Here is a 25,684-nt window from a genome sequence, read left to right on the forward strand (position 1 = left end):
CCCCGCGATCGCGCGGGCGATGGCGTTGTTGCGGGCGAGGAAATCGACGAGGAATTCGTGCAGCCCCTGCTCGAAGATCTGGTCGACGGTGAGGTGGCTGATCCGGGTGTCGGCCTCGCGCATCAGCGCCACCGCGCTGCCTTCCACCCCGTGCGTACGGGCGAGCGCGCCGAGGCAATCGCGCAGCGCATTGCGGCAGAAGGCGAGGCTGCGCGGGAAACGGTCGTCGAGCACCACGAACTCGACGATCCCCCGCGCCTCGATCTGCCCGGCGTTGAGCCACGAGTACACCCGCGCCCCGGCGACCGAGCGCAGCACCTGCTCCCACTGGCCGGTATCGAGGCTCGATCCGACATAGGAGAGCGAGGGCAGCAGCAGGAAATACTTCATGTCGAGAATGCGCGCCGTGCTGTCGGCGCGCTCGATGAAGGTGCCTGCGCGGGCGAAGTGGTAGCCCTCGTCGCGCAGGATCGATCCGTCGAAGGCGCCGTGGACCTGCGTGCCGGCGCGACGGATCGTGGCCAGCACCTCGCCGACCGCGCTTTGCCCCACGGGCCGCGCAAGCAGGCGGTCGAGGCGCATCCAGTTCTCGTTGACCGCTTCCCACAGGTCCGAGGAAATGTTGATCCGCGATTCCCGCGCGTTCGACCGCACCGTACCGAACATCGCGCGGACATTGCCGGGATTGGAGGCCCCGCGCAGCACGAAGTTCCAGACGGCGGTGCCGTCATAGCTGTCATGCGCGGTCTCGTAGATCTTCTGTAGCCCTAGCGTCGCGATCACCGAGCGCCATTCAGCCTCGGCGGTCACCACGTCGCGGGTCAGCGCCATGCGCAGCGCGGCTTCGAGCAGGCGCGCAGTGTTCTCGGCCCGCTCGAGATAGCGGAACATCCAGAACAGGCCGTTGGCGGTTCTTCCGAGCATGTCAGTCCTTCAGCACCCAGGTGTCCTTGGTGCCGCCCCCTTGCGAGGAGTTGACCACCAGCGACCCCTTCTTGAGCGCCACCCGCGTGAGCCCGCCCGGGGTGATGTCGATCCCCTCGGGACTGACCAGCACGAAGGGCCTCAAGTCGAGGTGCCGGGGCGCGAGGCCCTTGGCGGTGTAGATCGGGCAGGTCGACAGCGCGAGCGTGGGCTGGGCGATGTAATTGTCAGGCTTGGCGACCAGCTTCTCGCGAAAGGCGGCGATCTCGCGCCTCGACGACGTCGGCCCGATCAGCATCCCGTAGCCGCCCGAGCCGTGGACTTCCTTGACCACCAGCTCGGCGAGGTTGTCGAGCACATAGGCAAGGCTGTCCTTGTCCGCACACCGCCAGGTCTGGACGTTGGGCAGCAAGGGCCGCTCGCCGGTGTAGAATTCGACGATCTCGGGCATGAAGGAATAGATCGCCTTGTCGTCCGCCACCCCGGTGCCCGGCGCATTGGCGATGGTGATCCCGCCCGAGCGGTAGACGTCCATGATCCCCGGCACGCCCAGCACGCTATCGGGATTGAAGGTGAGCGGATCGAGGAATTCGTCGTCGACCCGGCGATAGAGCACGTCGATCGGCTTGTAGCCGCTGGTGGTGCGCATCTGCACCCGCCCGCCGGTAACGCGCAGGTCGCTGCCCTCGACCAACTCGGCGCCCATCTGGTCGGCAAGGAAGGCGTGCTCGAAATAGGCCGAGTTGAAGATCCCTGGCGTCAGCACCGCGACGGTCGGCTTGCCGCCGGTGAAGGCGGGCGGGACGCAGGCCGCCAAGCTGCGCGCGAGGCGGCGCGGGTAGTTGGAGACAGACTCCACCCCGATCCGGCTGAACAGATCGGGGAACATCCCCATCATCGTCTCGCGGTTCTCGAGCATGTAGGAGACGCCCGAGGGGGTGCGCGCGTTGTCTTCCAGCACGAAGAACTCGTCCGGCCCGGTGCGCACGAGGTCGATGCCGACGATATGGGTGTAGATCCCGCCCGGCGGGGTGAAGCCGACCATGTTTGCCAGCCACGCGTCGTTCCCGCGCAGCAGCCGCTCGGGCAGGCGCCCGGCGCGCACGATTTCCTGTCGGTGGTAGAGATCGTAGAGGAAGGAATTGAGCGCCCGCACCCGCTGCTCGATCCCCTTCGACAGCTTGCGCCATTCGGCGGCGGTGATGATGCGCGGCACCATGTCGAAGGGGATGAGGCGTTCCTCCGCCTCGTTCTCGCCATAGACGTTGAAGGTGATGCCGGTGCGGCGGAAGGTGTCATCCGCCTCGCGGTTCTTGCGACGCAGGAATTCGGGCGGCTGTTCGTGGTACCAGCGGCAATATTCGGCATAGGCCGGGCGGGTGTTGCCCTCCCGATCGAACATCTCGTCGAAATTCCCGCCCCGCGCCTGCATTGACCCCCGCAAAATGACCTACTCGCGTCACTCTAACCCGCGTTTCGCAAAAGGAAAGCGGGTGGGGCATTTGACGTAGATGGGAGGGGGAGCAGGGAGAATTCCGAACTGCGAGGAAAAGACTGCTGTTCGGGTGCCGACACCTCTCCGCCCGGCCGGGATGCTCGACTTATCGGAAAGGGCTGGTAGAACAGCGCCATGCCATCAGCGCGACCGACGTCACCCAAATGCCTCTTTATCGCCTGGATGTTGGGCTGGGCGACAGCGGTCTATCTGCCGAGCCTTGTGATTGCGCTTTTGTCGCTCTCACCGCTCGCATCGGGCGGAAACCTGTTACTGGATACCTTCCAGGTTGCGGACGAGGTTTCGCCCGCAGCGAAACTGACCTACGCGGCCCTCTTTGGTGCCCTCGTGATGTCGGCGCGCGTGGGCGGCGCGGGACGTAGGCTGCCGGTCAATGCTCTGATCGGTGTGGTCAGTATCGCGCTGGTTGTGGCGCTGCTTCCCGAATACTGGTCGCGTGGCTTCGGAATCGGTCTTAATGGAGTGAGGTTCGACCCGCTCCCGACAGCAATTTATCTGATCGGTGGCCTCGCCGGTGGTGTCGTTTTCTCACTATCCGAAGCAAAATGCTTGTCGCGCAGTCAGGCACCCACACTTCATCAATGATCAGGTGATTGACTGCCCTGAAGCGGCGCGAACACCACCTTCACCCCCGCACGCTCTCCAGCTCCGCCAGCAGCGTGGTGATCACCTGCGGGTCATAGGTGAAGCCCATATGCGTGCAGCGCACCGCCACCGCGCGGTCGCGTTCGCCGGGGCGGCCGGCAGCGCAGCGGGGGCCGATGACGCCGTCATTGGCGCTCCACAGCGCGACCGTCTCGACCGGGGGCTTGACATGCAATTCCGCGGCGATCGGGGGGGCGTCCACGGAATGCCCGGTGATGAACTGGTAGGCCCGCCACACATTGTTGGCGCGTGGGCTCCCCGAGAAGGGCGAGCCCATCGAGATCACCTTGGCGACGCTCCCCGGCTGGCGCTTGGCGATCTCGCGCGCATAAAGGCCGCCGAGGCTCCAGCCGATCAGCACCACCTTGCGCCCGTGGCGCGCGTGCAGCTCGAGCAGGCGCTCTTCAATGGCGTCGAAGCGTTCGGGATCGGGGCCCCAGTTGCGGCCCAGCCCCCAGCGCTTGGTGATGTGCCCGGCGCTCTCGAGCGCCTGCGCGAGGTATCGCATCCGCATCGGGTGGGTGGCGAAACCGGGAAGGATCATCGCCACCTGCGGGTTGGCGGTGGGCGCGATTTCAAGCTTGCGGCGCGGGCGGCGCAGAGGCTCGGCCAGCACCTCGGCCTCGCCCAGCAGGCGCATGAGGCGCGGCTTGCCGAGCTCGTGCTCCTCGGGGCAGGCCTCGCGCGCCAGAGCGACGCGGCGGGCGAAGAGGCTGGCGTTATAGGCCTGCTGCGCCTGCGTGCCCGCAGCGCTCGCCGCCGCCATCAGGGGCGCGGGGAGACGGGGTAGTTCGGGAAGGAAACGCTGCTGGGCCATGTGCGCGACCCAAACAGATTCGGCCTGAATGTTCAATTAATTGTAACATGCGTAACAATTCCGACACATTTTATTTTGCCGGTTTTTCCGGTGCTTGGCTCGCCGGACAATCGCCGACCCGTTCGTGGCTTGCGGCGTAGTTCATCGTGCCCTCGACCCCGCCCGGAAATTGCATCGCGGTGGTCGCGGTGAAATCGGCGCCGGTCGCTTTGGCGGTGCCTTCCATTGCAATGCGCGTGGTGGTGCCGGCCGCATCGCAGACCAGCAGCCCCTCGAAAGCGCCGTCCTTGAGCGCGAAATTCTCGAACCGGCACGCGCCGTCCTGCCCGCGCTTGAGCAGGGCCGCAAAACCGCTATCGACCTCGGCCTGCGTCAGACAGCTCTCCAGCGTGCGCGCGAGGCCGGCGCCGTGGCCCTCCATCTCGGGGGGCATGCCGGGAATGTCGATCCCGGTCATGGTGATGGTAGTCTTGTAGAGCCCCGGCTGCGGCTTCAGCCCGGCGGCTGCGGCCTGCTTGGCGGCCTCGGCGACGCTGGCGGGCGCGCCCTCGCCCGAGGCGCTCTCCTTCTCGCCCGAGCAGCCTGCGGCGAGCAGGGCGGCGGCAAGGGTGATGAGGGTGCGGGGTGTCATCGGGGCATCTCCTGTGGGTCTTTGCAAGCCACAACGGCCCGCGCGCCAAACCGTGCCCCGAAAAGCGTGCCGACACCCCTGCCCAACCTTGCGCGTCCCCGCTTTGTTCCCCATACAGGAGCCATGTCCCAACTCGTGATCCGCCGCGGACTGGACGAGCCCGAAACGGGCGCCGATTTCGTCCCGCACCGCCCCGCCCGCCCCGACAAGTCGATGGGCGGCATCCCGTTCAAGCTCGTCTCGGAATACGAGCCCGCCGGCGACCAGCCGACCGCGATCGCCGAATTGTGCGAAAGCGCGCTCGGGGGCGAGAAGACGCAGGTGCTGCTCGGCGTCACCGGCTCGGGCAAGACCTTCACCATGGCCAAGGTGATCGAGACCTTGCAGCGCCCGGCCCTGATCCTCGCGCCGAACAAGATTCTCGCCGCGCAGCTTTACGGCGAGTTCAAAAGCTTCTTCCCCGAAAACGCGGTCGAGTATTTCGTCAGCTATTACGACTACTACCAGCCCGAAGCCTACGTCCCGCGCTCCGATACCTATATCGAGAAGGAGTCGAGCGTGAACGAGGCGATTGACCGGATGCGCCACTCGGCCACCCGCGCGCTGCTCGAACGTGACGACGTGATCATTGTCGCCTCGGTCTCGTGCCTCTACGGGATCGGCTCGGTCGAGACCTATTCGGCGATGATCTTCGACATCAGGCAAGGCGAGGTGGTCGACCAGCGCGAATTGATCCGCAAGCTCGTCGCGCTGCAATACAAGCGCAACGACGCCGCCTTCACCCGTGGCTGTTTCCGGGTGCGCGGGGACAGCCTCGAAATCTTCCCCTCGCACTACGAGGACATGGCCTGGCGGGTCAGCTTCTTCGGGGACGAGATCGAGGGGATCGCCGAATTCGATCCGCTTACCGGCACCAAGGGCGCGGCGTTGGAGAAGGTGCGGGTCTATGCCAACTCGCACTATGTGACCCCGGGGCCGACGATGAAGCAGGCGGCCGCCGCCATCAAGTTCGAGCTGGAGGAACGCCTCAAGGAGCTGGAGGCCGAGGGCAAGTTGTTGGAGCGCCAGCGGCTGGAACAGCGCACCCATTTCGACCTCGAGATGATCGCGGCCACAGGCTCTTGCGCAGGGATCGAGAACTACTCGCGCTTCCTTACCGGCCGCCTCCCCGGCGAGCCCCCGCCGACCTTGTTCGAATACCTCCCCGAAAACGCGCTGCTGTTCGTCGACGAGAGCCACCAGACCGTGCCGCAGATCGGCGCGATGGCGAAGGGGGACCACCGCCGCAAGCTGACCCTCGCCGAATACGGCTTCCGCCTGCCGAGCTGCATCGACAACCGCCCGCTCAGGTTCAACGAATGGGACGCGATGCGCCCGCAGACCTTCGCGGTCTCGGCCACGCCGGGCCACTGGGAAATGGACCAGACCGGCGGCGTCTTTGCCGAACAGGTGATCCGCCCCACCGGCCTCATCGACCCCCCGGTCGAAATCCGCCCGGTCGAGGATCAGGTGCAGGACTGCATCACCGAGTGCAAGGCGACCGCCGCCAAGGGCTATCGCACCCTCGTGACGACGCTCACGAAGCGCATGGCCGAGGACCTCACCGAATTCATGCACGAGGCGGGCGTGCGCGTGCGCTACATGCACTCGGACGTCGAGACGCTGGAGCGCATCGAGCTGATCCGCGACCTGCGTCTGGGCGTCTATGACGTGCTGGTCGGCATCAACCTGCTGCGCGAAGGCCTCGACATCCCCGAATGCGGGCTGGTGACGATCCTCGATGCCGACAAGGAGGGCTTCCTGCGCTCCGAGACGAGCCTCATCCAGACCATCGGCCGCGCCGCGCGCAATGTTGATGGCCGGGTGATCCTCTACGCGGATCGCATCACCGGCAGCATGGAGCGCGCGCTTGCGGAAACCGACCGCAGGCGTGCCAAGCAGCAGGCCTATAACGAGGAGCACGGCATCACGCCGCAGACCATCAAGCGCAATATCCACGATATCGTCGCGCATACCGCGGCGCAGGATTCTGTGCTGGTGGACACCGGCGACGACGAGCGCAACAACCTCGTCGGCCACAACCTGCGCAGCTACATCGAAGACCTCGAAAAGCGCATGCGCGATGCTGCGGCGAATCTGGAGTTCGAGGAAGCCGGACGCCTGCGCGACGAAATCCGGCGGCTGGAAGCGGACGAGCTTGGCATTCCGGATGGCGAGAAACGCGCGCCTATCGTGGGCCGCTCGAACGAGGGCAAACCGGGGACGCGCAAGACGCGGTATGGCAAAACGCGCTACAAGAAGATGGGCGGGAAGCCGTAGGCCGGCAGCGCGCGGCGATGGGAAATTTTGCTTGCTTTGCCGTTAGCAAAATGATTTTTGATCCCCAGCCAGGGGGTCGATTCATGTTGCGTTTCAAATACGTTATTGCAGTTTCTGCACTCGCGATCCTGACCGGATGCGGGGGCGGTGGAAGCTCCGGCGGCGGCGGTGGCGGTGGCGGTGGAAGCTCGGGCAACCGGCCGCCGGCCTTCACCACCGGCGCCAATCTCACCTCCACCGAACAGCGGGTCTCCGCGCTTCAGGGGACCCAACCCAGCGTCATTGCCCAGCTGGCCGCCAGCGATCCCGACGGCAATCCCGTCACCTTCTCTATCGCATCCGGCAAGGACGGGGCGCTCTTCAACTTCCGCGACGGTGTCAACGGCGCGCTTGCCTTCGTCCGGCCGCCGAGCTTCGAGACGCCCGAAGACGCCAACCGCGACAACGTCTATGAAGTCGATGTCGTCGCCAGCGACGGCACCGCCAGCACCACCCGCACCTTTCTGGTCACGCTGACCAACTCGACCGAGGGACTGAGCGTCCAGCGCCTTGCCACGGGCCTGCCGGGCAATGCCGTGCTGGTGTTCGACCAGTTCTCCACCCAACTCGCGGCGATCTCGCGGCAGGGTGACGTCTTCGACATCAATCTCTCGACCGGTGCAGTGACCGCGCGCGGACGCATCCCCAGCCTGCCCGCCGGCACCGAGGTGCTCGATGCCGTTCCGACCGAGATTGCGGGCAGCGGCTATTCGCTTGCCTTGCGTAATGGCAACACGATCAGCATGCGCACCGTCCGGCGCGACAATCTCGGCACGGTCATCGCCGAGTTGCCCGGCATCACCTTCACCGGCGCGACCCAGCCGATCACCGCCGCGCTGTGGGTCGGCGGCGGCGAGCCCTTCCTGGCGCTCGGCGACGGCGGGATCCCCGATGCGGCGCAGGACCCGGCCAACCTGCTGGGCAACGTTACCGAGATGCGCTTCTTCGTCGGCGCGGCCGGGCAGCCCTTGCAGCTGACGCCGCGCGTCAGGTCCTGGGGCTTCCGCTCGCCGGTCCTGGTCGACGCGAACAACCGCCTGCAATCGATCGACCGCGGACCGACTTTCAACGAGTTCAATCTCGAGCCGTTCTTCCTTGCCATCGGCAACAACAATTTCGAATGGCCGATACGCGACGGACGGACGGCTGTGGGCTTCACCGGGACCGTCACCGGCACTCGCGTCGGCCCCGAATTCGTCGCCGAGATCGGTGCCAACGGCGTGGGCCGCTGGATCGACGCGCTGGCCGGATTGCAACCCTTCGGCTGGGAGGAAGTGACCCTGTTCTCAGACGATCAGGGCAACATCTTCACCTATTCCTTCGTGCTCGGCGTCTCGCCGCGCTTCGAGCGGCGCAATGTCGATTTCACCCCCAATACCGGAACGATCAATTCGATCGTGGCGATGACCAGCAACTCGGCGTCCTTCGGCAACCAGATCTACATGCTCGATTCCGACGGCGAAGTGTTCATCGCGCGGATCTCCGCCTGAGGCGAGGCGGGCGCGGCGGAACGGCCGCGCCCGCTGCCCGCTCGCAGGTGCCCGCCGCGAGGCCGGGGATGTCCGCGCCGCCCGACCGGCGCAGGGCTTGAACGCGCGTCACAAGCCTGTCACTCCCCTGCTCCCATGAACGCCCGATTCCTTGGCCTGCTGGCCGCCGCCGGCACACTCGTCCTCACCTCCCCCACCCTCGCCCTCGCGCAAGACGCGCCCAGGATGGAGGCCGCCGCCAAGCCTGCCGCCTCGCCTGAGCCGCAGGTACGCGCCCGCGATCTCACCGGCACCTTCGGCGGCCAGCGGATCGCCTACAAGGCCACCATCGCCGATACGATCCTGACCGACGAGGCAGGCAAACCCGAGGCGGTGATCGTCACAACCTCCTATGTGAAGACCCCGGCAGACCCCAGCCGCCCGGTGTTCTTCCTCTACAACGGCGGGCCGGGCTCGGGCTCGGTATGGCTGCAGATGGGCGCATTCGGCCCCAAGCGCGTCGCAATCCCGAGCGACGCCAAGGACGACGGCGCCCCGCCCTATCCGCTGCTCGACAATCCGGACAGCTTGCTCGATGTCGCCGACCTCGTGTTCATCGACCCGCCGGGGACGGGGTTCAGCTATCTGACCGACGGCACCGATCCGAAGAAGTATTACGGGTTGAGGCAGGACGCGCGCGCGGTGGCGCAGGTGATCCGCCGCTGGCTGGCTGACAATGGCCGCTGGTCCTCGCCCAAATATCTCGGCGGCGAGAGCTATGGCACCAGCCGCACCGCGATGGTGGTCGATGAGCTGGAGGGCTCGACCTACAACGACGTCGGGCTGAACGGGCTGATCCTGATCTCGACCATCCTCGACTTTGCGGGCCGTGAGCCGACGCCGGGCAACGAACTCGCCTATATCGTTAACCTGCCCAACATGGCGGCGGCCGCCCATTACCACGGCAAGGTCGAGGCCCCGTCGGTGGAGGCGATCGTCGCCGAGGCGCGGGCCTTCGCGATCGGGCCTTTCGCCACCGCGCTCCTGAAGGGCGAGGAGCTGCCCGCCGAGGAGCGCGCCGCGGTCAGGAAGGAGCTCGCGCGGCTCACCGGCCTTTCCGAAACCTATCTCGACCAGGCCAACCTGCGCGTCACCGACCAGCGCTTCTACAAGGAGCTGCTGCGCGACCGGGGCCTGACCATCGGGCGCTTGGACGCGCGCTACACCGGCAAGGACTACGATAATGCCGGCGAGATGCCCGACGACGACCCGAGCTTCTATGGCATCGACGCAGGCTACACCGCCGCAATCAACATCTGGTCGCGCGAGACGCTCGGCTACCGGACCGACCGCCACTATCAGGCGATCGGCAATGTCGGCGGGCAGTGGGACTGGTCGCTCGGCACCGGCTGGGGGCGGCAGGCCTATCTCAACATCGCCCCGATGATCGGCCAGGCGATGCGCCAGAACAGTGGCCTCAGGCTGTTCAACGCACAAGGCTACTACGATTTCGCCACGCCCTTCTTCGGCGCGGAATACTCCCTGAAGCGCCCCGGCATCCCGCAGGATCGGATCACGTGGAAATATTACGACGCCGGACACATGATGTATGTCCGCGACGAGGACCGGGCAAAGCTCTCGGCCGACATCCGCGCATTCATCCGCGCGCGATGAGGCGGGCATCTCTCGCGGGGGTTCTCGTTGTGGTTAGCCTTGCCGGGTGCAAGCCGCCGCCGACCGACAACGCCGCGGCGCGGGTCTCGCTGATCGCGCCGGCGGAGGGCCCGTCTGCCCCCCTCCCCTCGCCCGACACCACCCGCGCCATTTGGGCGAGCACGGGCAGCGCGCTGCGGCTGGTCTATGGCGTGCCGGGCGAGCCGGTGCTGCTCGCGCTCGAATGCCTTGACCCCGCCACTCCCGAAGCGCGCCTGAAGATCACCCGCCACGCCCCAGCCGATCCCGGCGCCAGTGCGATCCTGGCGCTGATCGGCAATGGCTATATCGGCCGCCTGCCCGTAGAGGCGGCGAGCCTGAAGGGCCAGCGCGTGTGGGAGGGCGAGGTGCCCGCACTCACGCCTGAATGGGACGCATTGAAGCCCGAGCGCGAGGCGACGGTGACGGTGCCGGGCGCGGGGCTGGTGCGGCTCAACCCGAGTCCGCTGCCGATGGCGCTGGTCGAAGCGTGCCGGGGCGAGCCACCGGTGCCGGTGCCGGTGCCGCAGGTGGAAACCGCGCCTATCGTGATGTCACCGATCCCCTGAGGCCAGATCCTCGAGCAGATCGGGGGTGAGCACCTGCGGTAATTGCTCGGGGCGCTGCGCTCCCGGCGCATACCACAGGTAGAGCGGCACGCCCGCCGCGCCCTGCTCGGTCAGGAATTGCGTGATTGCCGCGTCGCGCCGCGTCCAGTCGCCGACGATCGTCACCACGCCGGCCTTCTCGAAGGCAGCGCGGGTGCTCTCGCGCTCGATCGAGGAGGCCTCGTTGACCTTGCACGTCACGCACCAGTCGGCGGTGAAATAGAGGAACACCGGCTTGCCCTCGGCCCGTGCCTTGGCGAGCGCATCGGCGCTGAAGGGCTGGCTGGCGAGGATGCTCGCGCGCACCGCGCCCGCCTTTGCCTCGTAGACATTGGGGAGCGCGATCAGGGCAAAGGCGAGGAACGGCGCGGCCAGCAAGCCGAAGGCGGGCCACGCCATCTTGCCGGAGCGCTGGAGCTTGCCGACCACGAACAGCCCCAGCAGCACGCCTGCCACCAGCACCAGCGCGACCACGCCGAAGCCGCGCCCGCCGAGCTGCACCGTCAGCCACACCAGCGCGAGAGCGGTGAGGCCCATCGGGATCGCCATGATCCGCCGGAAGCGCTCCATCCACGCGCCCGGCTTGGGGAGCATCCGCCGCAAGGGCGGCACGAAGCCAAGGAGCAGGAAAGGCAGCGCCAGCCCGAGGCCAAGCAATGCGAAGAGCAGCAGCGCTTGACCCACCGGCAGCAACAGCGCCGCGCCCAGGGCTGCGGCCATGAACGGGCCGGTGCAAGGAGTCGCCACGAAGGCCGCGAGCAGACCGGTCGCGAAAGCCCCGGTCTTCTCAGCCCCCATGCTGACCGAGATCGCGGGCAGCTCGAACAGGCCTGCAAAATTCGCGGTGATCGCGGCGGCCAGCACCAGCAATCCGACGACCACGCCCGGCTGCTGCAACTGGAACGCCCAGCCGACCTGCTCGCCCGCCGCGCGCAAGGCGAGCAACAATGCACCGAGGCCGATACAGGCAATCACCACGCCTGCGGTATAGGCCAGCCCCTCGGCCCGCGCCGTCGCCTCGCTCTCACCGGCGCGGGCGAGCGCGATCGCCTTCAGGCTCAGGATCGGGAAGACGCAGGGCATGATGTTGAGGAGCAGCCCGCCGAGCAACGCGCCCAGCACCAGCGTCCAAAGCGGCGGCGCGGCGGTGTTCTTCGGCCCCGCCACCTGCTCGCCCCCGGTCGGCACCGTGCCGAGATCGGCGGCAAAACGCACTCCGCTCCCCTCCCCGAAAGCGAGGATGCCCGATAGGCTCTCCGCCTTGCCCGTCCCGAACTCGTCGAGCGGGATCTCGGCCACCAGCAGGTCGCCCTTGCGGCGGAAGGTCTGCGCGGCGCTGTAGGAGATCAGCTGCTTGTTGGCGACGAACACATGCGGATCGCTCAGCCCCATGCCCTCGGGCAAGGGAATCGCCAGCCGCAGCGTCTTGCCCGAGATCGCGAAGGCCGCGCGCGCATCGAGCAGCGGCGCGGCCCCGGCCCGCCAGCGCGCAAAATCGCCGCCCGCGCTTGCGGAAAGCCGCGCGAATTGCGGCACGCAGATCTGGTCGGTGCAGGCGAGGTAATCGACCGTGCCCCCCACTGGCCCGGCAAAGCTCTTGACGCTGGGGCCCGGGGTGACCGGCACCAGCACGGTGTAGGGCCCTTCATAGACATGGTTCATCAGCCCGGCGACCACCAGCCGCTTGGGCACCGGATAGCGCGGTTCACCCACCTCCCAATCGGGCGGCAGGTTGAGGTTGAGCACCATCCCCGCCCCGGCATCGCCCGGGTTCGACCAGTAGCCGTGCCACTCCGGCCCCTTGGGCACGAAATGCAGCGCGAGCAGCCATTCCTTTCCCTCGGCAGGCGTGCCTTCCGCGTGAAGCGTCACCGCGATGTTGTCCGACCCGATCAGCGGATCGCCGGGCTGGGCCGCCTGCGCCATCGCCGGCGCAGCGAGCATCACGCTTGCGGCAAGCGCAAGCAGCCATGCAGCGAATTGACGGATCGCGCTTGTGAAGATTCTTGCGTGCGGCACGGGCTACCCTCTAGGCATGACAGGCCCTATTCGCAATCGGAGCCGCCAAGGTGACAGCAACTTCAGACAATCTTGAAGCAAGTGGGGGGCCCCGCGACCTCGTCATTCTCGGCGGCGGCCTTGTGGGCATGACGCTGGCGCTGGCGGCGGCGAAGAAGGGCCTGTCGAGCCACGTGATCGACCGCGCCGATCCGGCTGAGCTCACCGCGGAAGGCTTTGATGACCGCGCCACGGCAATCTCGACCGCGAGCTGGCACCTGTTCGAGAATATCGGAATCGCCGAGGGGCTCGAGCAATTCGCCTGCGACATTGCCAGCATCGCCGTGACCGACCAGCAGAAGCCCGGACGGCTCGATTTCGTCCCCGGCGAGGGCGGCGGCACCTTGGGCCGGATGTTCCCCAACCGCCGTCTGCGCCTCGCGCTGTTCGAGGCGGCAGCGAAGGAGCCGCTGATCGAATGGACCCCGCTCGCCACGGTGGTGGAGCGCCAACGCTCCGAATATGGCGTCGCTGCGGTGCTCGCCGATGGCCGCAAGTTCAAGGGCCGGTTGATGGTCGCTGCCGAAGGCCGCCAGTCGCCGACCCGCGATGCGGCGGGGATCAGCATTGCCAAGTGGGACTACAAGCACCGCGCGATCATCGCCGGGCTGACGCATGAAAAGCCGCACGGCAATGTCGCGTGGGAAATCTTCTACCCCGCCGGGCCTTTCGCGCTGTTGCCCTTGAACGACGATGCCGACGGCACGCACCGCTCCTCGCTGGTGTGGACCGTCTCGGAGGCCGATGCGGCGGGCGTCACCAAGCTGGGTGACCGTGCTTTCCTCGCCGAGGTCGAGAAGCGCATGGGCGGGGTGCTGGGCAAGGTGCTGAGCGTCGGCCAGCGTTCGTCCTACCCGCTCGGCTTCCACCACACCGCCAAGATCACCGCCGAGCGCCTCGCGCTGATCGGCGATTCCGCGCACGGCATCCACCCCATCGCCGGGCAGGGGCTGAACCTCGGCCTGCGCGATGTCGGCGCGCTGGTCGAAGTGCTGGCGGAAGGCGCGCGGCTGGGGCTTGATCCGGGCGATCCGGAGCTCCTCAAGCGCTACGAGACCTGGCGCGGGCTCGACAGCTTCATGGTGGCGCTGGCGACCGATGGCCTGACCCGCCTGTTCGGCGTCCCCGGCGCGGCGGCAAGCGCGGTGCGGCGGCTCGGCATGGCGGCGGTGCAGCGCACGCCGGTGCTCAAGCAGTTCTTCATGGACGAGGCGCGCGGGGTTTCGGGCGATCTGCCGGAGATCTTGCGGGGGTAGGGATCGCAATGGCGCGTCATCGCAACTTGCGCGCCATTCCCGCCCCCAGCCCCTCCCGCAAGCGGGAGGGGAGCGAGGAAGCGAAGCTGTCCAAAGGACACCTGGCGAACCGAAGGTGAGCCCAGTCGCAGCGGGGTGGGCCTTCGCGAGGCCTAAGGCATCACAAATGGGCTCAGCGCGCGCACCGGGTTGCCCGCGCCGTCACGCACGCCGCGCTGGTCGAGCACCGCGGCGGTCTCGATCACTTCCAATGCATCCATCGCCTTCTTGTAGCGTTCCGTGTCCGCGATCCACGCCGCCCCCTTGGCCGCGCCCGGCATGCCGCGCACCTCGTCGATCGCCGCCTGGTAGCGGCCCTGCTCCAGGGCCCAGCGCGCACGTTCGAGCCGTTTCTGGGGCTGGGGCGAGGGGGTGGTTTCGCGGCGGAAGATGAACAGCTGCCGGAGCTCGCGCTTGAAGGCGCCCCACGAGGGGCCCTCGCCCGTCTCCTGAAGCTGCGGGCCGAGGCCCTCGAGCCGGGCGACGAGGCTGTCGAGCCGGACGGGGGTGCGCGAGAAGTCGATGATGGTGCTGACCGCGTTGGGCCACTGGTCGCCGAAGCGGATGCGCAGCTGGTCGGAGAGGTAGCCGAGCTCCGCGCCGCGCTCGATCGCGCGGCGGGTGGCGAAGGCAATCAGCAGGCTCTCGGCGCGTGCGGCATTGCCCGCGGCGGCCTGGGCCTGCAGATCGAGGCGAGTGAGGCGCTGCTCGGCGGCGGCGAGGCGCTGGTCGATGCCGCCCTGCTGTTCCTCGACCCGTTCCACCGCCTGCTCGGCCTTCTGCGCGGCGGCGAGCGGGGTCGGGCCGGCGGTGAGCCCGGGGGTGGGCGCGGCGGCGTTCGGCGAAGGCGCGGCGGTGGCGGCGGTGCGCTGCGCGCCGGTGCCGGCGAGGTTGTACCACACCACCCAGCCCGCCAGCCCCGCGCCGAGCGCAAAGGCGAGAAAGGCGACGAACAGCGAAGCCCGCATCGATCCTGATGCGGGCGGCGTGTCGTGCAGCAATGGTTCTGGCTGCGATGCCATGGCGATCCGTTCTTGCGACCCTGCTCTAATGGCTCCGGCGCACGCTGCTACGGCTGCCGGGGCGGGATGGAGGGAATGGAGCGCGCCTCTTGGCACAAGTCAAATGCCAATTGCAGGAAGTTGCGCTCGTCGGGGGTGGCCGAGGTGTGGATCGCGGCCCAGTGTCCTTGCTCTTTTGGGCCCTCTGCCGCCGCCGCAATGCGCGGGCCGAGTGCGGCGAGGGTGATGCGCGCGCGCGGCAGGCCGAGGCGGCCCACCTCGGCCGCGAAGTGCGCGGCGGTGGCCGCGGAGTGGAGCAGCACCAGCGCTGTTCCCGAGGCCAGCAGCGGAGCGGCCCCGTCGAGCGGCAGGGCCTGGCTGCAATAGGCGATCACTTCGGCAAAGGTGACGCCGGCGGGCGGCGTGAGCGGCACATGCTCCTCGCCCGCAATGCGCAGCAGGTGGCACGGGGCGGCAATGGCATCGAGCACGCCTTGCAGCCCCCCGCTCCCCGTCATGGCGACCGTGAACCCGGCGGCGCGCGCGGCGGCGGCGGTCGCCTCGCCCACTGCGAAGACCGGCTTGGCGGCGAGGCGCGCGAGGTCCGGGCCGCCATGGAGGATGGCGTTGGCGCTGCCGATCAGCAGGCCGTCGATGCTCGCCGGGTCTGGGCAGTGCCACGCCAGCGGGCGGATCGCGGAAAGCGGGTGGCCGGTGATCGCAAGGCCCATGGCGCGGGCCTTGTCCAGCGTCGCGGCGAGGCCGGGTTCGGGCCGCAGGGCGAGGAGGTGGAAGCTCAAACCGCCGCCCGGAAGTGCGCCGCGATGGTCTCCGGCGCGCGGGCGAGGAGGTCAGCGGCGAGCGCTGCCACCGGCGCCTGGTCGCCGGGAGCAAGGTGCGCGCTGCCCTCGATCCGATCGGCCCCGTCGGGGGAGAACAGCGCGGCGCGCATCTGGAGGGTCTCGCCCGCCAGTTCGCACAGCACCGCGACCGGCGAATGGCAGGTGCCCCCCAGCGCGGCGAGCAGCGCGCGCTCGGCCTCCAGTTCGGCGCGGGTCGCCCCATGGTCGATGGCGGCCAGTAGCGCAGTGGTTGCGGCGTCATCGGCGCGGCATTCGATCGCGATCACGCCTTGCGCGGCCGCCGGGATCCACTCGTCGGAAGCCAGCGGCGTGCCCACCTCGGACTGGTCGAGCCGCTCGAGCCCGGCGGCGGCGAGGAAGGTCACATCCGCCTCGCCCTCGGCGAGCTTCCTGAGGCGCGTGGCGACATTGCCGCGGAAGGTCACGACCTTGCAGTCGGGCCTGAGGTTGAGGAGCTGCGCCGCCCGGCGCGGGGCGCTGGTGCCGACGACCGCGCCGTGCGGGATCGCGGCGATGCTGGCCGCACCCACCAGCGAATCCCGCCGGTCGGCGCGCGGCAGGAAGGCGGGGAAGTGGAAGATGTCGGGCCGGATCGTCTCGACATCCTTGGCCGAGTGGACCGAAAGGTCGATCCGCCCCTCGCCCAGCCACTGGTCGAGTTCCTTGGTCCACAGCGCCTTGCCGCCGATCTCGGACAGCGGGCGGTCGAGCACCTTGTCGCCGCTCGCCAGCACGGGGACGAGTTCGACCTCCTCCTCGGCCCAGCCGTGCGCAGCGCACAGGCGCGCGCGCGTCTCGTAGGCCTGCGCCATCGCGAGGGGGGAATTGCGGGTGCCGAGGCGCAGGCGCGGCCCGGAATGGGGGGCGGTTCGTTCAGGTTCAGTCATGGCCGCGCTTGCTCTAGCCCGCACAAGGACTAGATGGAAGCCGGATGGGTTCAGCAGCACACACCTCTGACAGACGACTGGTTCTGGGCATCGAATCGAGCTGCGACGAGACCGCGGTCGCCTTGGTGCGCGGCGACGGGACGATCATCGCGCAGGTGATCGCCAGCCAGGAGGCTGAACATGCCCCCTATGGCGGCGTCGTCCCCGAGATCGCCGCGCGCGCCCATGCCGAACGCCTCGCACCGATGATCGCGAAGGTGATGGGCGATGCGGGCACCAGTCTCGACGACCTCGACGCGATTGCCGCCACCGCCGGGCCTGGGCTGATCGGTGGGGTGATGGTCGGCCTCGTCAGCGCCAAGGCGCTAGCGATGGCGGCAGGCAAGCCGCTGCTGGCGGTGAACCATCTGGAGGGCCACGCCCTCTCGCCGCGCCTCGCCGATGCGGGGCTCGCCTTCCCTTACCTGCTGCTCCTGGTCTCGGGCGGGCATTGCCAGATTCTCGCCGTCGAGGGCGTCGGCCAATACCGCCGCCTTGCCACGACGATAGACGACGCGCTGGGCGAGGCCTTCGACAAGACCGCCAAGATCCTCCGGCTCGGCTATCCCGGCGGGCCTGCGGTCGAGCGACTGGCACTGGAGGGCGATCCCAAGGCCGTCCCCCTACCCCGCCCATTGAAGGGTTCGAGCGAGCCGCACTTCTCCTTCGCGGGCCTCAAGAGCGCGGTGCTGCGCGCGGTCGAGAGCGGCGCCCACACGCCCGCCGATATCGCTGCGAGCTTCCAGCAGGCGGCCGTCGAATGCCTGATCGACCGGCTCGAACTGGCGCTGGCGACCGCCGGCCCGTTTCCCGCGCTGGTGGTGGCGGGCGGGGTTGCGGCCAACCGGACCGTGCGCGGCGCGCTCGAAACCCTTGCCGCCAAGCATGGCATGCGTTTCACCGCGCCGCCGCTCGCCCTGTGCACCGATAACGCCGCGATGATCGCCTGGGCAGGGCTCGAACGGCTTGTGCTCGAGGGCGAAGGCTTCACCGGCGACCCGCTCGATTTCGTCGCCCGCCCGCGCTGGCCGCTCGACCCGGCGGCCGAGGCCGTGCGCGGCGCGGGGTACAAGGCATGACTCAGGGGGGCATCAGCGACAAGCAGCCCGTCGGCGTCATCGGCGCAGGCGCATGGGGCACCGCGCTCGCGCAGATGCTCAGCGGCGACGGGCGCGAGGTGATCCTGTGGGCCTACGAGCCCGAGGTGGTCGCCGCGATCAATGCCGAGCATCGCAACCCGCTCTACCTGCCATCGGCCACCCTCGCCGCGACCATCCGCGCAACCGGCGACCTTGCCGACCTTGCCGCGATCGACACCGTGCTGGTGGTCACGCCCGCGCAGGTGCTTGGGCGCGTGCTCTCCGGCCTGCCCTCAGCCCCCCGCGATCTCGTGCTGTGCTCCAAGGGGATCGAGGCGGGCACCGGGCGGCTGATGAATGATGTCGTCCGCGACGCTTCGCCGGGGAGCGCCATCGCGGTGCTAAGCGGTCCGACCTTTGCGCACGAGGTCGCCGCGGGCCTGCCGACCGCAGTCACCCTCGCCTGCGGGGGCGGGCGGGGGCAATGGGAGCGCCTCGCCCCGGCGCTCGCACGGCCCACCTTCCGGCCCTATTACTCCGACGACGTCACCGGCGCGGAGATCGGCGGCGCGGTCAAGAACGTCCTCGCCATCGCCTGCGGGGTGGTCGATGGCCTCGGCCTCGGCCAGAACGCGCGCGCAGCGCTGATTGCGCGGGGCTTTAGCGAGATGCTGCGCTTCGGCGAGGCACTGGGTGGGCGGGCCGAGACGCTCGCCGGCCTGTGCGGCCTCGGTGATCTTGTGCTGACCTGCTCCTCGACCTCCAGCCGCAACTTCTCCCTGGGCAAGGCGCTCGGCGAAGGCGCGAAAGCCGCCGATCTGATGGCCGACCGCCGCACCGTCGCCGAGGGCGCCTTCACCGCGCCCGTGCTCGCCGAACTCGCCGCTGCACGCGGCATCCCGATGCCGATCGTCGCTGCGGTCGATGCGATCCTCAAGGGCGAGGACGCGCGGGCCGTGGTCGCGGGTCTGCTCGCCCGCCCGCTCAAGGCCGAACGGGATCTGCGCGCTTGACCTCTCCCTCCGACACGACCGCGCCCGATCACAGCGCGCACGACACCGACGACCTCGCCCGGCTCGCCAAGGGCGGGCGGACCAACACGCTGGGCTTCCTGATCCGGCTGATCGCGCGCATCCCCTTTCTCGTCATCGCCACCCGCCTCTACGGGGCCGAGGCGCTAGGGCGCTTCGCCTCGGCGCTGGTGCTGATCGAGATCATCGCTCTGGTGTGCTCGCTGGGCGAGAAGCGCGGGCTCGCCCAGCGCCTGTCCGAGGGCGCGGGCGAGGATCGGGCAGCGGAGACCAACCTTGTCTATGACGGCATCCTGCTTGCGCTCGCCTATTCGGCTGTGGCGGCGGGCGTGCTGCTGGTGTTCCCCGAGCCGATGTTCCCCAACGGGGTGAACTCGCGGTGGGACATCTGGCTGGTCGCGACCATTCCCGCCTTTGCCGTCACCGAGATCCTGCTGGCAGCTCAGGCCTACCGCTTCGACATCGCAACCACGGTGCGCGCGCGGGCGGTGGTGGAGCCGTGGACGATCTCGATCGGCGCAGGCGTGTTCTTCCTCATCCCCGCCACGCGCGACGGGGGACTTGCGCTCGCCTTCATCGCCTCGATTTATGCCGGGCTGCTGATGGCCTTGTGGCCGTTCCTCAAGAGCTACGGCCTGCCCCGCGGCTGGCAGCCGCGCCCGCGGGCCTTGGCCGCAATGGCGGCGCGCGCCTTTCCGCTGGTCGGCGCGGACGCGATCGAGCGCGGCACGCGGCTGCTCGACATCTTCATCCTCGGCCTGTTCGCGCCCCCGCAGGCGGTGGGGATCTACTACGCCGCGCAGCAGATCGCCTCGCTGCCGCAGAAGCTGAAGACCAGCTTCGAGCCGATCCTTTCGCCGGTCATCACCAGGAACCTGCGCATCGGCAACATGGAGGCGATCGCGGCGCAAGTGCGCCAGGTGGGGTTCTGGATCATCGCGGTCCAGCTTGGCATCGCGCTGATGCTTGGCGTGCCGGGCGAGGCTGTGATGGGCCTGTGGGGGCCGGATTACGTCGCTGGCACCGCCGCGCTCGCCTTCCTGCTGGCGGCCGAGGTGGTCGCCTCGATGGCGGTCGTCTCGGAGAGCGTGCTCGTTTACATCGCGAGGAAGCGCAATCTGGCAATCTCGGTCGGCATCATTGCGTTGCAGGCCGGGCTGACGATCGCGCTGATCGAGGCGGCGGACCGCTTCGGCCTCGGCAAGGGCTATGAGGCGGCCGGCGCGGCGGGCGCGCTGATGGTGGCGCTCGCGGTCTCGAGCCTCGCCAAGGCGCTGTTGCTCAAGCGCCTGTTGGGGGAAAGGGTGTCGAACTGGCGCTGGGCGCTGGTCCACGCCGCCGCGCCCGCAGTGGTGGTGGGCTACGGCTTCACGTGGCTCCCCGAATGGACCGAACTGGTCTTCGGTGTGCCTGCGATCCTCGGCGTCTATGCGCTGGTCGTGTGGCGGCGCGGCTTCGGCGAGGAGGACAAGGTCTTGTTCCGCAAGCAGGTTGTCCCGGATCCGGCGACTGACCTGCCCTGACATCAGCGGCCAACCTGGTGCATGGGCGAAGCGCCCACGGGCTGCTAAAGGCCCGCGCTGATAACGATTCTTGCCGGAGAACCCTGCCCCCATGTCCGCCGATCTGACCGCCTACCTCCCGCTGATCGTCATCGCGCTGGTCGCCCTTGTGGTGCTGGTGTGGATCATCAGCCGCACCAATCGCCGCGCGCGGGTGACCGACGAGGATGGCGCGCCCGGGATCTTCCGCGACGTGCTCGAGGAAGGCGCCGCGCCCGCTGCACGCAACCAGGCGCTGATCGACGCGCCGCGCGGGATCGAGGCGATCCAGGGCGAGCTTTCGGCCGTGGCCAATGCGCAAGGTACCGCCGCCGCACCGCTCGGCACCGACGAGGAGGCCGGCCCCGCCCCGGAGCCAGCGCCTGCGCCCGCCGCCTCAGGCCCCGCCGACGATCTCACCCGCATCAAGGGCCTCGGCCCCAAGCTTGCCGCGTTGCTCGGCGAATTCGGCATCACCACCTTCGCCCAGATCGCCGCCTGGACGCCCGAGGAAATCGAGCGCATCGACGCCAAGCTCGGGCGTTTCTCGGGCCGAATCATCCGCGACCAGTGGGTGGAGCAGGCCAAGCTGCTCGCCGCGGGCGACGAGTCGGGCTTCACCGCAAGATTCGGCAATAACGGATGATATTCCCGGAAGTTTGACGTCCAATCCGTGATACAGTCCTGTCAATGGGATTCGTTAATGCGGGAGAGGATTGATGGCTTTGCGAATCTTGGTGGCCGAAGACGAGTACATCACCGCCTTCGATCTGTGCGATACTTTCGAAGAGGCGGGCTACGAGGTCGAAGGGCCGCATGCCGGGATTTCCTCGGCGATGCTCGCATGCCAGAAGGAAAAGCCCGATGTGGCGCTGCTCGATATCGAGCTGGCTGACGGGCTGAGCCTAGAACTGGCGCAGAAGCTGCTGGACGAGAACGTGCCGGTAATCCTCCACTCCGACCCCGAAGACACCCGCGCCCTTGCGATGCGCTTTCCCAAGGCGACGACGCTGGCAAAGCCCTGCCCGCCCGCCAAGCTGCTCGACACGGTGAGCCGGATGCTGACGCCGGCGTGAGAGACGTGGATCGCGCCGCGCGCCGGAACACCTGCCCTTGCCCGCCCGCCTGAACCCTGCGATGCAAGCGCCATGAGCACGATGAAACTCTACGGCTACTTCCGCTCGTCGACCTCCTACCGCCTGCGCATCGCCCTCAATCTGAAGGGCCTCGCCTTCGAGAACATCCCGGTCGACCTGCGCGCGGGGGCGAACAAGGACGCCGCCTTCACGCAGCGCAACCCCTTCGGCTCGCTCCCCATGCTCGAAGCCGACGGGCGCGACCGCGCGCAGTCGATGGCGCTGCTCGAATGGCTCGACGAGGCTTACCCGACCCCTCGCTTCCTGCCCGCCGACATCGAGGCACGCTACACGGTGCGCGAGCTGGCCTATGCCATCGCGACCGAGATCCATGCCGTGAACAACCTGCCGGTGCTCAAATATCTGAAGGACCCGCTCGGCCACACGCAGGACGAGATCGATATCTGGTATCGCACCTGGCTGAAGCGGACGCTCGATCCGGTCGAGGCGCGGCTGGCGCAGCTGGGGACGGGCGATTTCCTCCACGACGATGCGCCCGGGCTGTTCGAGATCGTGGCTGTGCCGCAGCTCGCGAATGCGCGGCGCTTCAATTACGATCTCGGCGCCAGCCCCCACCTCACCCGCATCGAGGCTGCCTGCCTCGCGCTCCCCGCCTTCGCCGCGGCGCACCCCGACAGGCAGATCGACGCCGCATAGAAAAACGTCTCGGGAGGACAGATCAATGAAACTCGCAACCCTCGACAACGGCACGCGCGACGGCATGCTGGTGGTGGTCAGCAAGGATCTCACCCGCTGCTCGGCGGCGGGCTATATCGCGCCGACGATGCAGGCCGCGCTCGACAATTGGGAGCGGGTCGCGCCCGAATTGGAAGTGCTCGCCCGCGATGTCGAACACGAGACCGTGCCCTGCGAGCGCTTCCACGAGCGGCAGGCCCACTCCCCCCTGCCGCGCGCCTATCAGTGGGCCGATGGCAGCGCCTATATCAACCATGTCGAGCTGGTGCGGCAGGCGCGGGGGGCTAAGGTGCCGGAAAGCTTCTATCACGATCCGCTGATGTATCAGGGCGGCTCGGACTCTTTCCTGCGCCCGCGTCAGGACATTCCGCTGGGTGACCCCGCATGGGGCTGCGACATGGAGGGCGAGATCGCCTGCATCACCGGCGACGTGCCGATGGGGGTCTCGGTCGAGGACGCCGCCAGTCACATCAGGCTGCTGATGCTGGTCAACGACGTGAGCCTTCGCGGGCTGATCCCGGCCGAGCTGGAGAAGGGCTTCGGCTTCTTCCAGTCCAAGCCCGCCAGCGCCTTCTCGCCGGTCGCGGTGACGCCGGACGAATTGGGCGCGGCCTGGGCCGATGCGCTCATCCACCTGCCGCTGATGGTCGACCTGAACGGAACGCCTTTCGGACGCGCGAACGCGGGCAAGGATGCGACCTTCAACCTCGCGCAGCTGGTGGCCCACGCAGCCAAGACCCGCGACCTGTCGGCGGGCACGATCATCGGCACCGGCACGGTCTCGAACAAGGGCGCCGACGGCGGCCCGGGCACGCCGGTGGCAGAGGGCGGCGCGGGCTATTCCTGCATCGCCGAGATCCGCATGATCGAGACGATCACGGGCGGCGCGCCCAAGACCCCCTTCATGCAAGCAGGCGACACCGTTCGCATCGAAATGCGCGATGACCACAACCACTCGATCTTTGGGGCGATCGAACAGCACGTCGTGGCGATCTAAGGGGTTGTCCTGATCCCGTCAGACCCCACCTAGGCCTGCGCCAAAGGGCCGCGCGCTCCCGCGCCGCCAACCCAAGGAATCGCCGATGACCGCCTACCCGACCCTCAAGTTCCTGATCGACGGCCAGTGGATCGAGACGGGCGATGCCGGGACGATGGAGGTAGTGAACCCCGCGACCGGCGGTGTGATCGCGCAGTGCCCGAAGGCGGGCCCCGCCCAGCTCGACGCCGCGCTCAAGGCGGCAGGCGATGCCTTCCCGGCGTGGAGCGCGACCTCGGGGGCGGAACGCCATGCGATCCTGCGCCGCGCCGCCGATCTGCTGCGCGAGCGCGCGCCCGCAATCGCCAAGGTCGTCACCGCCGAGATGGGCAAGCCGGGCGCCCAGGCGCTGGGCGAGATCACCGGCTCGGTCGACGTGATCCACTTCCTTGGCGAGGAAGCCAAGCGCCGCGGGGGCAGGCTGATCCCGACCCGGGGCAGCCAGCTGATCGCGCAGATGGTGACGCATGAACCGATCGGCCCGGCGGTGCTGCTGACCCCGTGGAATTTCCCGGTCAACCTCCCCGCCAAGAAGATCGCGGGCGCGCTCGCGGCCGGGTGCACCGCGATCCTCAAGCCCGCCGAGAACACCCCCGGCTCGGCGCAGCTGCTCGTCGAGTGCTTCGTCGATGCCGGCGTGCCGGCGGGCGTGCTGAACCTCGTCCACGGCGATCCCGGCCCGATTGCCGAGCACCTCGTCGCCTCAAGCGTGACCCGCAAGGTGAGCTTCACCGGCTCGACTGCGGTAGGCAAGCAGCTCGGCGCGCTCGCCGCGACCCACATGAAGCGCTTTGCGCCAGAGCTGGGCGGCCATGCGCCGGTGATTGTCAGCAAGCACGCCGACGTCCTCCGTGCGGCGACGATGTGCGCCACGACCAAGTTCCGCAACGCCGGCCAGGTCTGCGTCTCGCCGACGCGGTTTCTGGTGGCGCGCGAAATCTACGATACTTTCGTGGCCGAATTCGCGTCGATCGCGGGCAAGATCAAGGTCGGCGATCCGGGCGCGGACGAGAGCGTCGATATGGGCCCGCTCGCCCATGCCCGGCGGATTTCCGCGATGGAGCAGGTGGTCGCCGATACGGGTGGCAATCGCGGCGAGGTGGTGACCGGCGGCGCAGCGATCCCGGGCAGCGGGTTCTTCTTCCAGCCCACCGTCATCGCCAACCCCGCGCCCGACAGCCGCTTCATGACCGAGGAGCCCTTCGGACCGGTGGCGGGGATCGTGCCCTTCGATGCTATCGAGGACGCGGTCGGGACCGCCAACTCGCTGCGCTACGGGCTTGCCGCCTATGCCTTCTCCGGCAATCTCGACGAGGCGCATTACCTTGGCCGGGCCCTGCGCGCAGGCATGGTGGGGATCAACCAGCTGATCGTGTCCTCGCCCGAAACCCCGTTCGGCGGGGTCGGCGACAGCGGGTTCGGATCGGAGGGCGGGGAGGAAGGCTACCTTGCCTTCACCGACACCAAGCTGGTGATGCTCGCCAAATCGGGCGGGTGAGTCTTACCCGAGAAAGCGCGAGAGCAGCGACCTGGGCTGCTCCATCGGCTGAATTCGCCCGTAGCGCGCACGGCGCGAGTACTCGTCCGAGACGCAGACCGTGCGTCGCATCGGATCTGGCCGGCTTGACCAGAAAGTCGGTTTTTCCATGTGTCGCGTCCCCGAATCGCGTTTTTATATTGCGCCAGCTAACACCAAACCTGTGGATAAAACGAGTCCTAATGCCCTTCTGCGCAAAATTGGTTACGCGGAGGTCAATAGGGATAAGCCCGGTGCAAACGATTTGGTTCCCGGTGTTGCGTGAATCCCGCTAACCGGGCGAGCGGTCAGCCTATTGTGCGCTGCACACCGGCGGCGCGGACGTCAGCGAGCGTGGGGTAGCCGTTGACCGCCATCAGCAGGTCCGCCTCGGCGAGGATCGAGCGCAGCACCCATGCAGCGCCCTCGGCCCCACCGAGCGCAAGGCCATAGGTATATGGCCGCCCGACGCCGACTGCGCGCGCGCCCATCGCCAGCGCCTTCACCGCGTCGGTGCCCGATCGCACGCCGCTGTCGAACAGCACCGGGGTGTCGCCCGCCGCCGCCACGACATCGGCGAGGAGGTCGATGGTCGCGATCCCGCCATTGGCCTGTCGCCCGCCGTGGTTCGAGCAGTAGATCGCGTCGGCCCCGGTATCGACCGCTCGGGCCGCGTCGTCAGGATGGCAGATGCCCTTGAGCACGATCGGGAGCTTCGTCACCGACTTGAACCAGGCCATGTCGTCCCAGGTCAGCACCTGCCCGAAGGTCGCGGCCCAGGTGAAGATCGCCGCTGCCGGGTCTTCCTCGGGGGGCTTGGCGAGCAGCGAGCGGAACACGGGATCG

The 25,684-nt window shown here is 68.3% G+C and carries 23 protein-coding genes; 14 read left to right on the plus strand and 9 right to left on the minus strand.

The window, feature by feature from the left end; all coding sequences use genetic code 11:
• Together NBV68_RS05410 and NBV68_RS05415 are read right to left on the minus strand one after the other, a co-directional pair.
• On the minus strand, nt 1-924 hold a 924-nt coding region (locus NBV68_RS05410; protein ID WP_296307843.1), incomplete at its 3' end, for an alpha-E domain-containing protein.
• A 1-nt stretch (nt 925) separates the two neighbouring features.
• On the minus strand, nt 926-2,356 hold the full coding sequence (locus NBV68_RS05415) for a circularly permuted type 2 ATP-grasp protein (RefSeq protein ID WP_296307845.1): 1,431 nt from the start codon (nt 2,354-2,356) through the stop codon (nt 926-928).
• 198 nt (nt 2,357-2,554) lie between these two features.
• On the opposite strand from NBV68_RS05415, the gene NBV68_RS05420 reads away from it, so the two are divergent.
• Nucleotides 2,555-3,025 (plus strand): hypothetical protein, encoded by a 471-nt coding sequence (locus NBV68_RS05420; protein ID WP_296307846.1) that lies wholly within the window; start codon nt 2,555-2,557, stop codon nt 3,023-3,025.
• A gap of 40 nt (nt 3,026-3,065) precedes the next feature.
• Here NBV68_RS05420 and NBV68_RS05425 read toward each other — a convergent pair whose 3' ends face one another.
• Nucleotides 3,066-3,902, minus strand: coding sequence for an alpha/beta fold hydrolase (locus NBV68_RS05425; RefSeq protein WP_296307848.1), 837 nt, complete (start codon nt 3,900-3,902; stop codon nt 3,066-3,068).
• Nucleotides 3,903-3,972: 70 nt separating this feature from the next.
• Nucleotides 3,973-4,533: a DUF3617 domain-containing protein gene (locus NBV68_RS05430; protein ID WP_296307850.1), complete on the minus strand. Its 561-nt coding sequence runs from the start codon at nt 4,531-4,533 to the stop codon at nt 3,973-3,975.
• A 123-nt stretch (nt 4,534-4,656) separates the two neighbouring features.
• Here NBV68_RS05430 and uvrB point away from each other — a divergent pair, with 123 nt between their 5' ends.
• The 4 genes from uvrB (at nt 4,657) to NBV68_RS05450 (ending at nt 10,621) form a co-directional block, all read left to right on the plus strand.
• Nucleotides 4,657-6,852, plus strand: a complete 2,196-nt coding sequence (gene uvrB / locus NBV68_RS05435) for an excinuclease ABC subunit UvrB (RefSeq protein ID WP_296307852.1) — start codon at nt 4,657-4,659, stop codon at nt 6,850-6,852.
• 83 nt (nt 6,853-6,935) lie between these two features.
• A complete protein-coding gene (locus NBV68_RS05440; RefSeq protein WP_296307854.1) occupies nt 6,936-8,381 on the plus strand; it encodes a hypothetical protein in 1,446 nt (481 codons plus the stop codon).
• Nucleotides 8,382-8,516: 135 nt separating this feature from the next.
• The gene (locus NBV68_RS05445) at nt 8,517-10,034 is read left to right on the plus strand and encodes a peptidase S10 (protein ID WP_296307857.1); all 1,518 of its coding nucleotides are present in this window, start codon (nt 8,517-8,519) and stop codon (nt 10,032-10,034) included.
• Nucleotides 10,035-10,063: 29 nt separating this feature from the next.
• Nucleotides 10,064-10,621, plus strand: a complete 558-nt coding sequence (locus NBV68_RS05450; RefSeq protein WP_296307859.1) for a hypothetical protein — start codon at nt 10,064-10,066, stop codon at nt 10,619-10,621.
• Here the strand turns inward: NBV68_RS05450 and NBV68_RS05455 are convergent.
• Nucleotides 10,607-12,679 (minus strand): thioredoxin family protein, encoded by a 2,073-nt coding sequence (locus NBV68_RS05455; protein ID WP_296307861.1) that lies wholly within the window; start codon nt 12,677-12,679, stop codon nt 10,607-10,609. The genes NBV68_RS05450 and NBV68_RS05455 overlap by 15 nt on opposite strands.
• Nucleotides 12,680-12,729: 50 nt before the next feature.
• On the opposite strand from NBV68_RS05455, the gene NBV68_RS05460 reads away from it, so the two are divergent.
• Complete coding sequence (locus NBV68_RS05460; RefSeq protein WP_296307863.1) at nt 12,730-13,974, plus strand: UbiH/UbiF/VisC/COQ6 family ubiquinone biosynthesis hydroxylase; 1,245 nt, start codon at nt 12,730-12,732, stop codon at nt 13,972-13,974.
• 152 nt (nt 13,975-14,126) lie between these two features.
• Here the strand turns inward: NBV68_RS05460 and NBV68_RS05465 are convergent, their stop codons facing one another.
• The 3 genes from NBV68_RS05465 to hemC are packed head-to-tail and all read right to left on the minus strand — an operon-like array spanning nt 14,127 to nt 16,764.
• A complete protein-coding gene (locus NBV68_RS05465) occupies nt 14,127-15,035 on the minus strand; it encodes a hypothetical protein (RefSeq protein WP_296307864.1) in 909 nt (302 codons plus the stop codon).
• Nucleotides 15,036-15,082: 47 nt separating this feature from the next.
• Nucleotides 15,083-15,814, minus strand: coding sequence for a uroporphyrinogen-III synthase (locus tag NBV68_RS05470; RefSeq protein ID WP_296307865.1), 732 nt, complete (start codon nt 15,812-15,814; stop codon nt 15,083-15,085).
• Nucleotides 15,811-16,764: a hydroxymethylbilane synthase gene (gene hemC / locus NBV68_RS05475; RefSeq protein ID WP_296307866.1), complete on the minus strand. Its 954-nt coding sequence runs from the start codon at nt 16,762-16,764 to the stop codon at nt 15,811-15,813. The genes NBV68_RS05470 and hemC overlap by 4 nt, the downstream gene beginning before the upstream one ends.
• A gap of 44 nt (nt 16,765-16,808) precedes the next feature.
• Here hemC and tsaD point away from each other — a divergent pair, with 44 nt between their 5' ends.
• The 8 genes from tsaD to NBV68_RS05515 all read left to right on the plus strand — a co-directional run bounded on the left by tsaD (nt 16,809) and on the right by NBV68_RS05515 (nt 24,820).
• Nucleotides 16,809-17,882 carry a tRNA (adenosine(37)-N6)-threonylcarbamoyltransferase complex transferase subunit TsaD gene (tsaD, locus tag NBV68_RS05480; RefSeq protein ID WP_296307868.1) on the plus strand — a complete coding sequence of 358 codons (1,074 nt, stop codon included), beginning with the start codon at nt 16,809-16,811 and terminating at the stop codon, nt 17,880-17,882.
• Entirely contained in the window at nt 17,879-18,895 is a 1,017-nt protein-coding gene (locus NBV68_RS05485; protein WP_296307869.1) for an NAD(P)H-dependent glycerol-3-phosphate dehydrogenase, read from the plus strand. The genes tsaD and NBV68_RS05485 overlap by 4 nt, the downstream gene beginning before the upstream one ends.
• On the plus strand, nt 18,892-20,436 hold the full coding sequence (locus NBV68_RS05490; protein WP_296307870.1) for a lipopolysaccharide biosynthesis protein: 1,545 nt from the start codon (nt 18,892-18,894) through the stop codon (nt 20,434-20,436). The genes NBV68_RS05485 and NBV68_RS05490 overlap by 4 nt, the downstream gene beginning before the upstream one ends.
• Nucleotides 20,437-20,527: 91 nt before the next feature.
• A complete protein-coding gene (locus NBV68_RS05495; protein ID WP_296307871.1) occupies nt 20,528-21,100 on the plus strand; it encodes a helix-hairpin-helix domain-containing protein in 573 nt (190 codons plus the stop codon).
• Nucleotides 21,101-21,173: 73 nt separating this feature from the next.
• A complete protein-coding gene (locus NBV68_RS05500) occupies nt 21,174-21,530 on the plus strand; it encodes a response regulator (protein ID WP_296307872.1) in 357 nt (118 codons plus the stop codon).
• 81 nt (nt 21,531-21,611) lie between these two features.
• Complete coding sequence (gene maiA / locus NBV68_RS05505) at nt 21,612-22,247, plus strand: maleylacetoacetate isomerase (RefSeq protein ID WP_296307877.1); 636 nt, start codon at nt 21,612-21,614, stop codon at nt 22,245-22,247.
• A 25-nt stretch (nt 22,248-22,272) separates the two neighbouring features.
• Nucleotides 22,273-23,283 (plus strand): fumarylacetoacetate hydrolase family protein, encoded by a 1,011-nt coding sequence (locus NBV68_RS05510; RefSeq protein WP_296307873.1) that lies wholly within the window; start codon nt 22,273-22,275, stop codon nt 23,281-23,283.
• 85 nt (nt 23,284-23,368) lie between these two features.
• Nucleotides 23,369-24,820 carry an NAD-dependent succinate-semialdehyde dehydrogenase gene (locus NBV68_RS05515; protein ID WP_296307874.1) on the plus strand — a complete coding sequence of 484 codons (1,452 nt, stop codon included), beginning with the start codon at nt 23,369-23,371 and terminating at the stop codon, nt 24,818-24,820.
• 326 nt (nt 24,821-25,146) lie between these two features.
• Here NBV68_RS05515 and NBV68_RS05520 read toward each other — a convergent pair.
• Nucleotides 25,147-25,684, minus strand: a 538-nt coding sequence (locus NBV68_RS05520; protein ID WP_296307875.1) for an alpha-hydroxy-acid oxidizing protein, incomplete at its 5' end; no start/stop codon positions are given.

The sequence above is a fragment of the Erythrobacter sp. genome, from assembly GCF_023653175.1.
Lineage (GTDB): Bacteria > Pseudomonadota > Alphaproteobacteria > Sphingomonadales > Sphingomonadaceae > Erythrobacter.

Coding starts and splice junctions, on each gene's coding strand:
- NBV68_RS05485 (WP_296307869.1), top strand. CDS start 17,879: ATGACTCAGGGGGGCATCAGCGACAAGCAGCCCGTCGGCGTCATCGGC.
- NBV68_RS05425 (WP_296307848.1), bottom strand. CDS start 3,902: ATGGCCCAGCAGCGTTTCCTTCCCGAACTACCCCGTCTCCCCGCGCCC.
- NBV68_RS05515 (WP_296307874.1), top strand. CDS start 23,369: ATGACCGCCTACCCGACCCTCAAGTTCCTGATCGACGGCCAGTGGATC.
- NBV68_RS05415 (WP_296307845.1), bottom strand. CDS start 2,356: ATGCAGGCGCGGGGCGGGAATTTCGACGAGATGTTCGATCGGGAGGGC.
- NBV68_RS05465 (WP_296307864.1), bottom strand. CDS start 15,035: ATGGCATCGCAGCCAGAACCATTGCTGCACGACACGCCGCCCGCATCA.
- NBV68_RS05495 (WP_296307871.1), top strand. CDS start 20,528: ATGTCCGCCGATCTGACCGCCTACCTCCCGCTGATCGTCATCGCGCTG.
- tsaD (WP_296307868.1), top strand. CDS start 16,809: ATGGGTTCAGCAGCACACACCTCTGACAGACGACTGGTTCTGGGCATC.
- NBV68_RS05510 (WP_296307873.1), top strand. CDS start 22,273: ATGAAACTCGCAACCCTCGACAACGGCACGCGCGACGGCATGCTGGTG.
- uvrB (WP_296307852.1), top strand. CDS start 4,657: ATGTCCCAACTCGTGATCCGCCGCGGACTGGACGAGCCCGAAACGGGC.
- hemC (WP_296307866.1), bottom strand. CDS start 16,764: ATGACTGAACCTGAACGAACCGCCCCCCATTCCGGGCCGCGCCTGCGC.
- NBV68_RS05420 (WP_296307846.1), top strand. CDS start 2,555: ATGCCATCAGCGCGACCGACGTCACCCAAATGCCTCTTTATCGCCTGG.
- maiA (WP_296307877.1), top strand. CDS start 21,612: ATGAAACTCTACGGCTACTTCCGCTCGTCGACCTCCTACCGCCTGCGC.
- NBV68_RS05445 (WP_296307857.1), top strand. CDS start 8,517: ATGAACGCCCGATTCCTTGGCCTGCTGGCCGCCGCCGGCACACTCGTC.
- NBV68_RS05440 (WP_296307854.1), top strand. CDS start 6,936: ATGTTGCGTTTCAAATACGTTATTGCAGTTTCTGCACTCGCGATCCTG.
- NBV68_RS05500 (WP_296307872.1), top strand. CDS start 21,174: ATGGCTTTGCGAATCTTGGTGGCCGAAGACGAGTACATCACCGCCTTC.
- NBV68_RS05430 (WP_296307850.1), bottom strand. CDS start 4,533: ATGACACCCCGCACCCTCATCACCCTTGCCGCCGCCCTGCTCGCCGCA.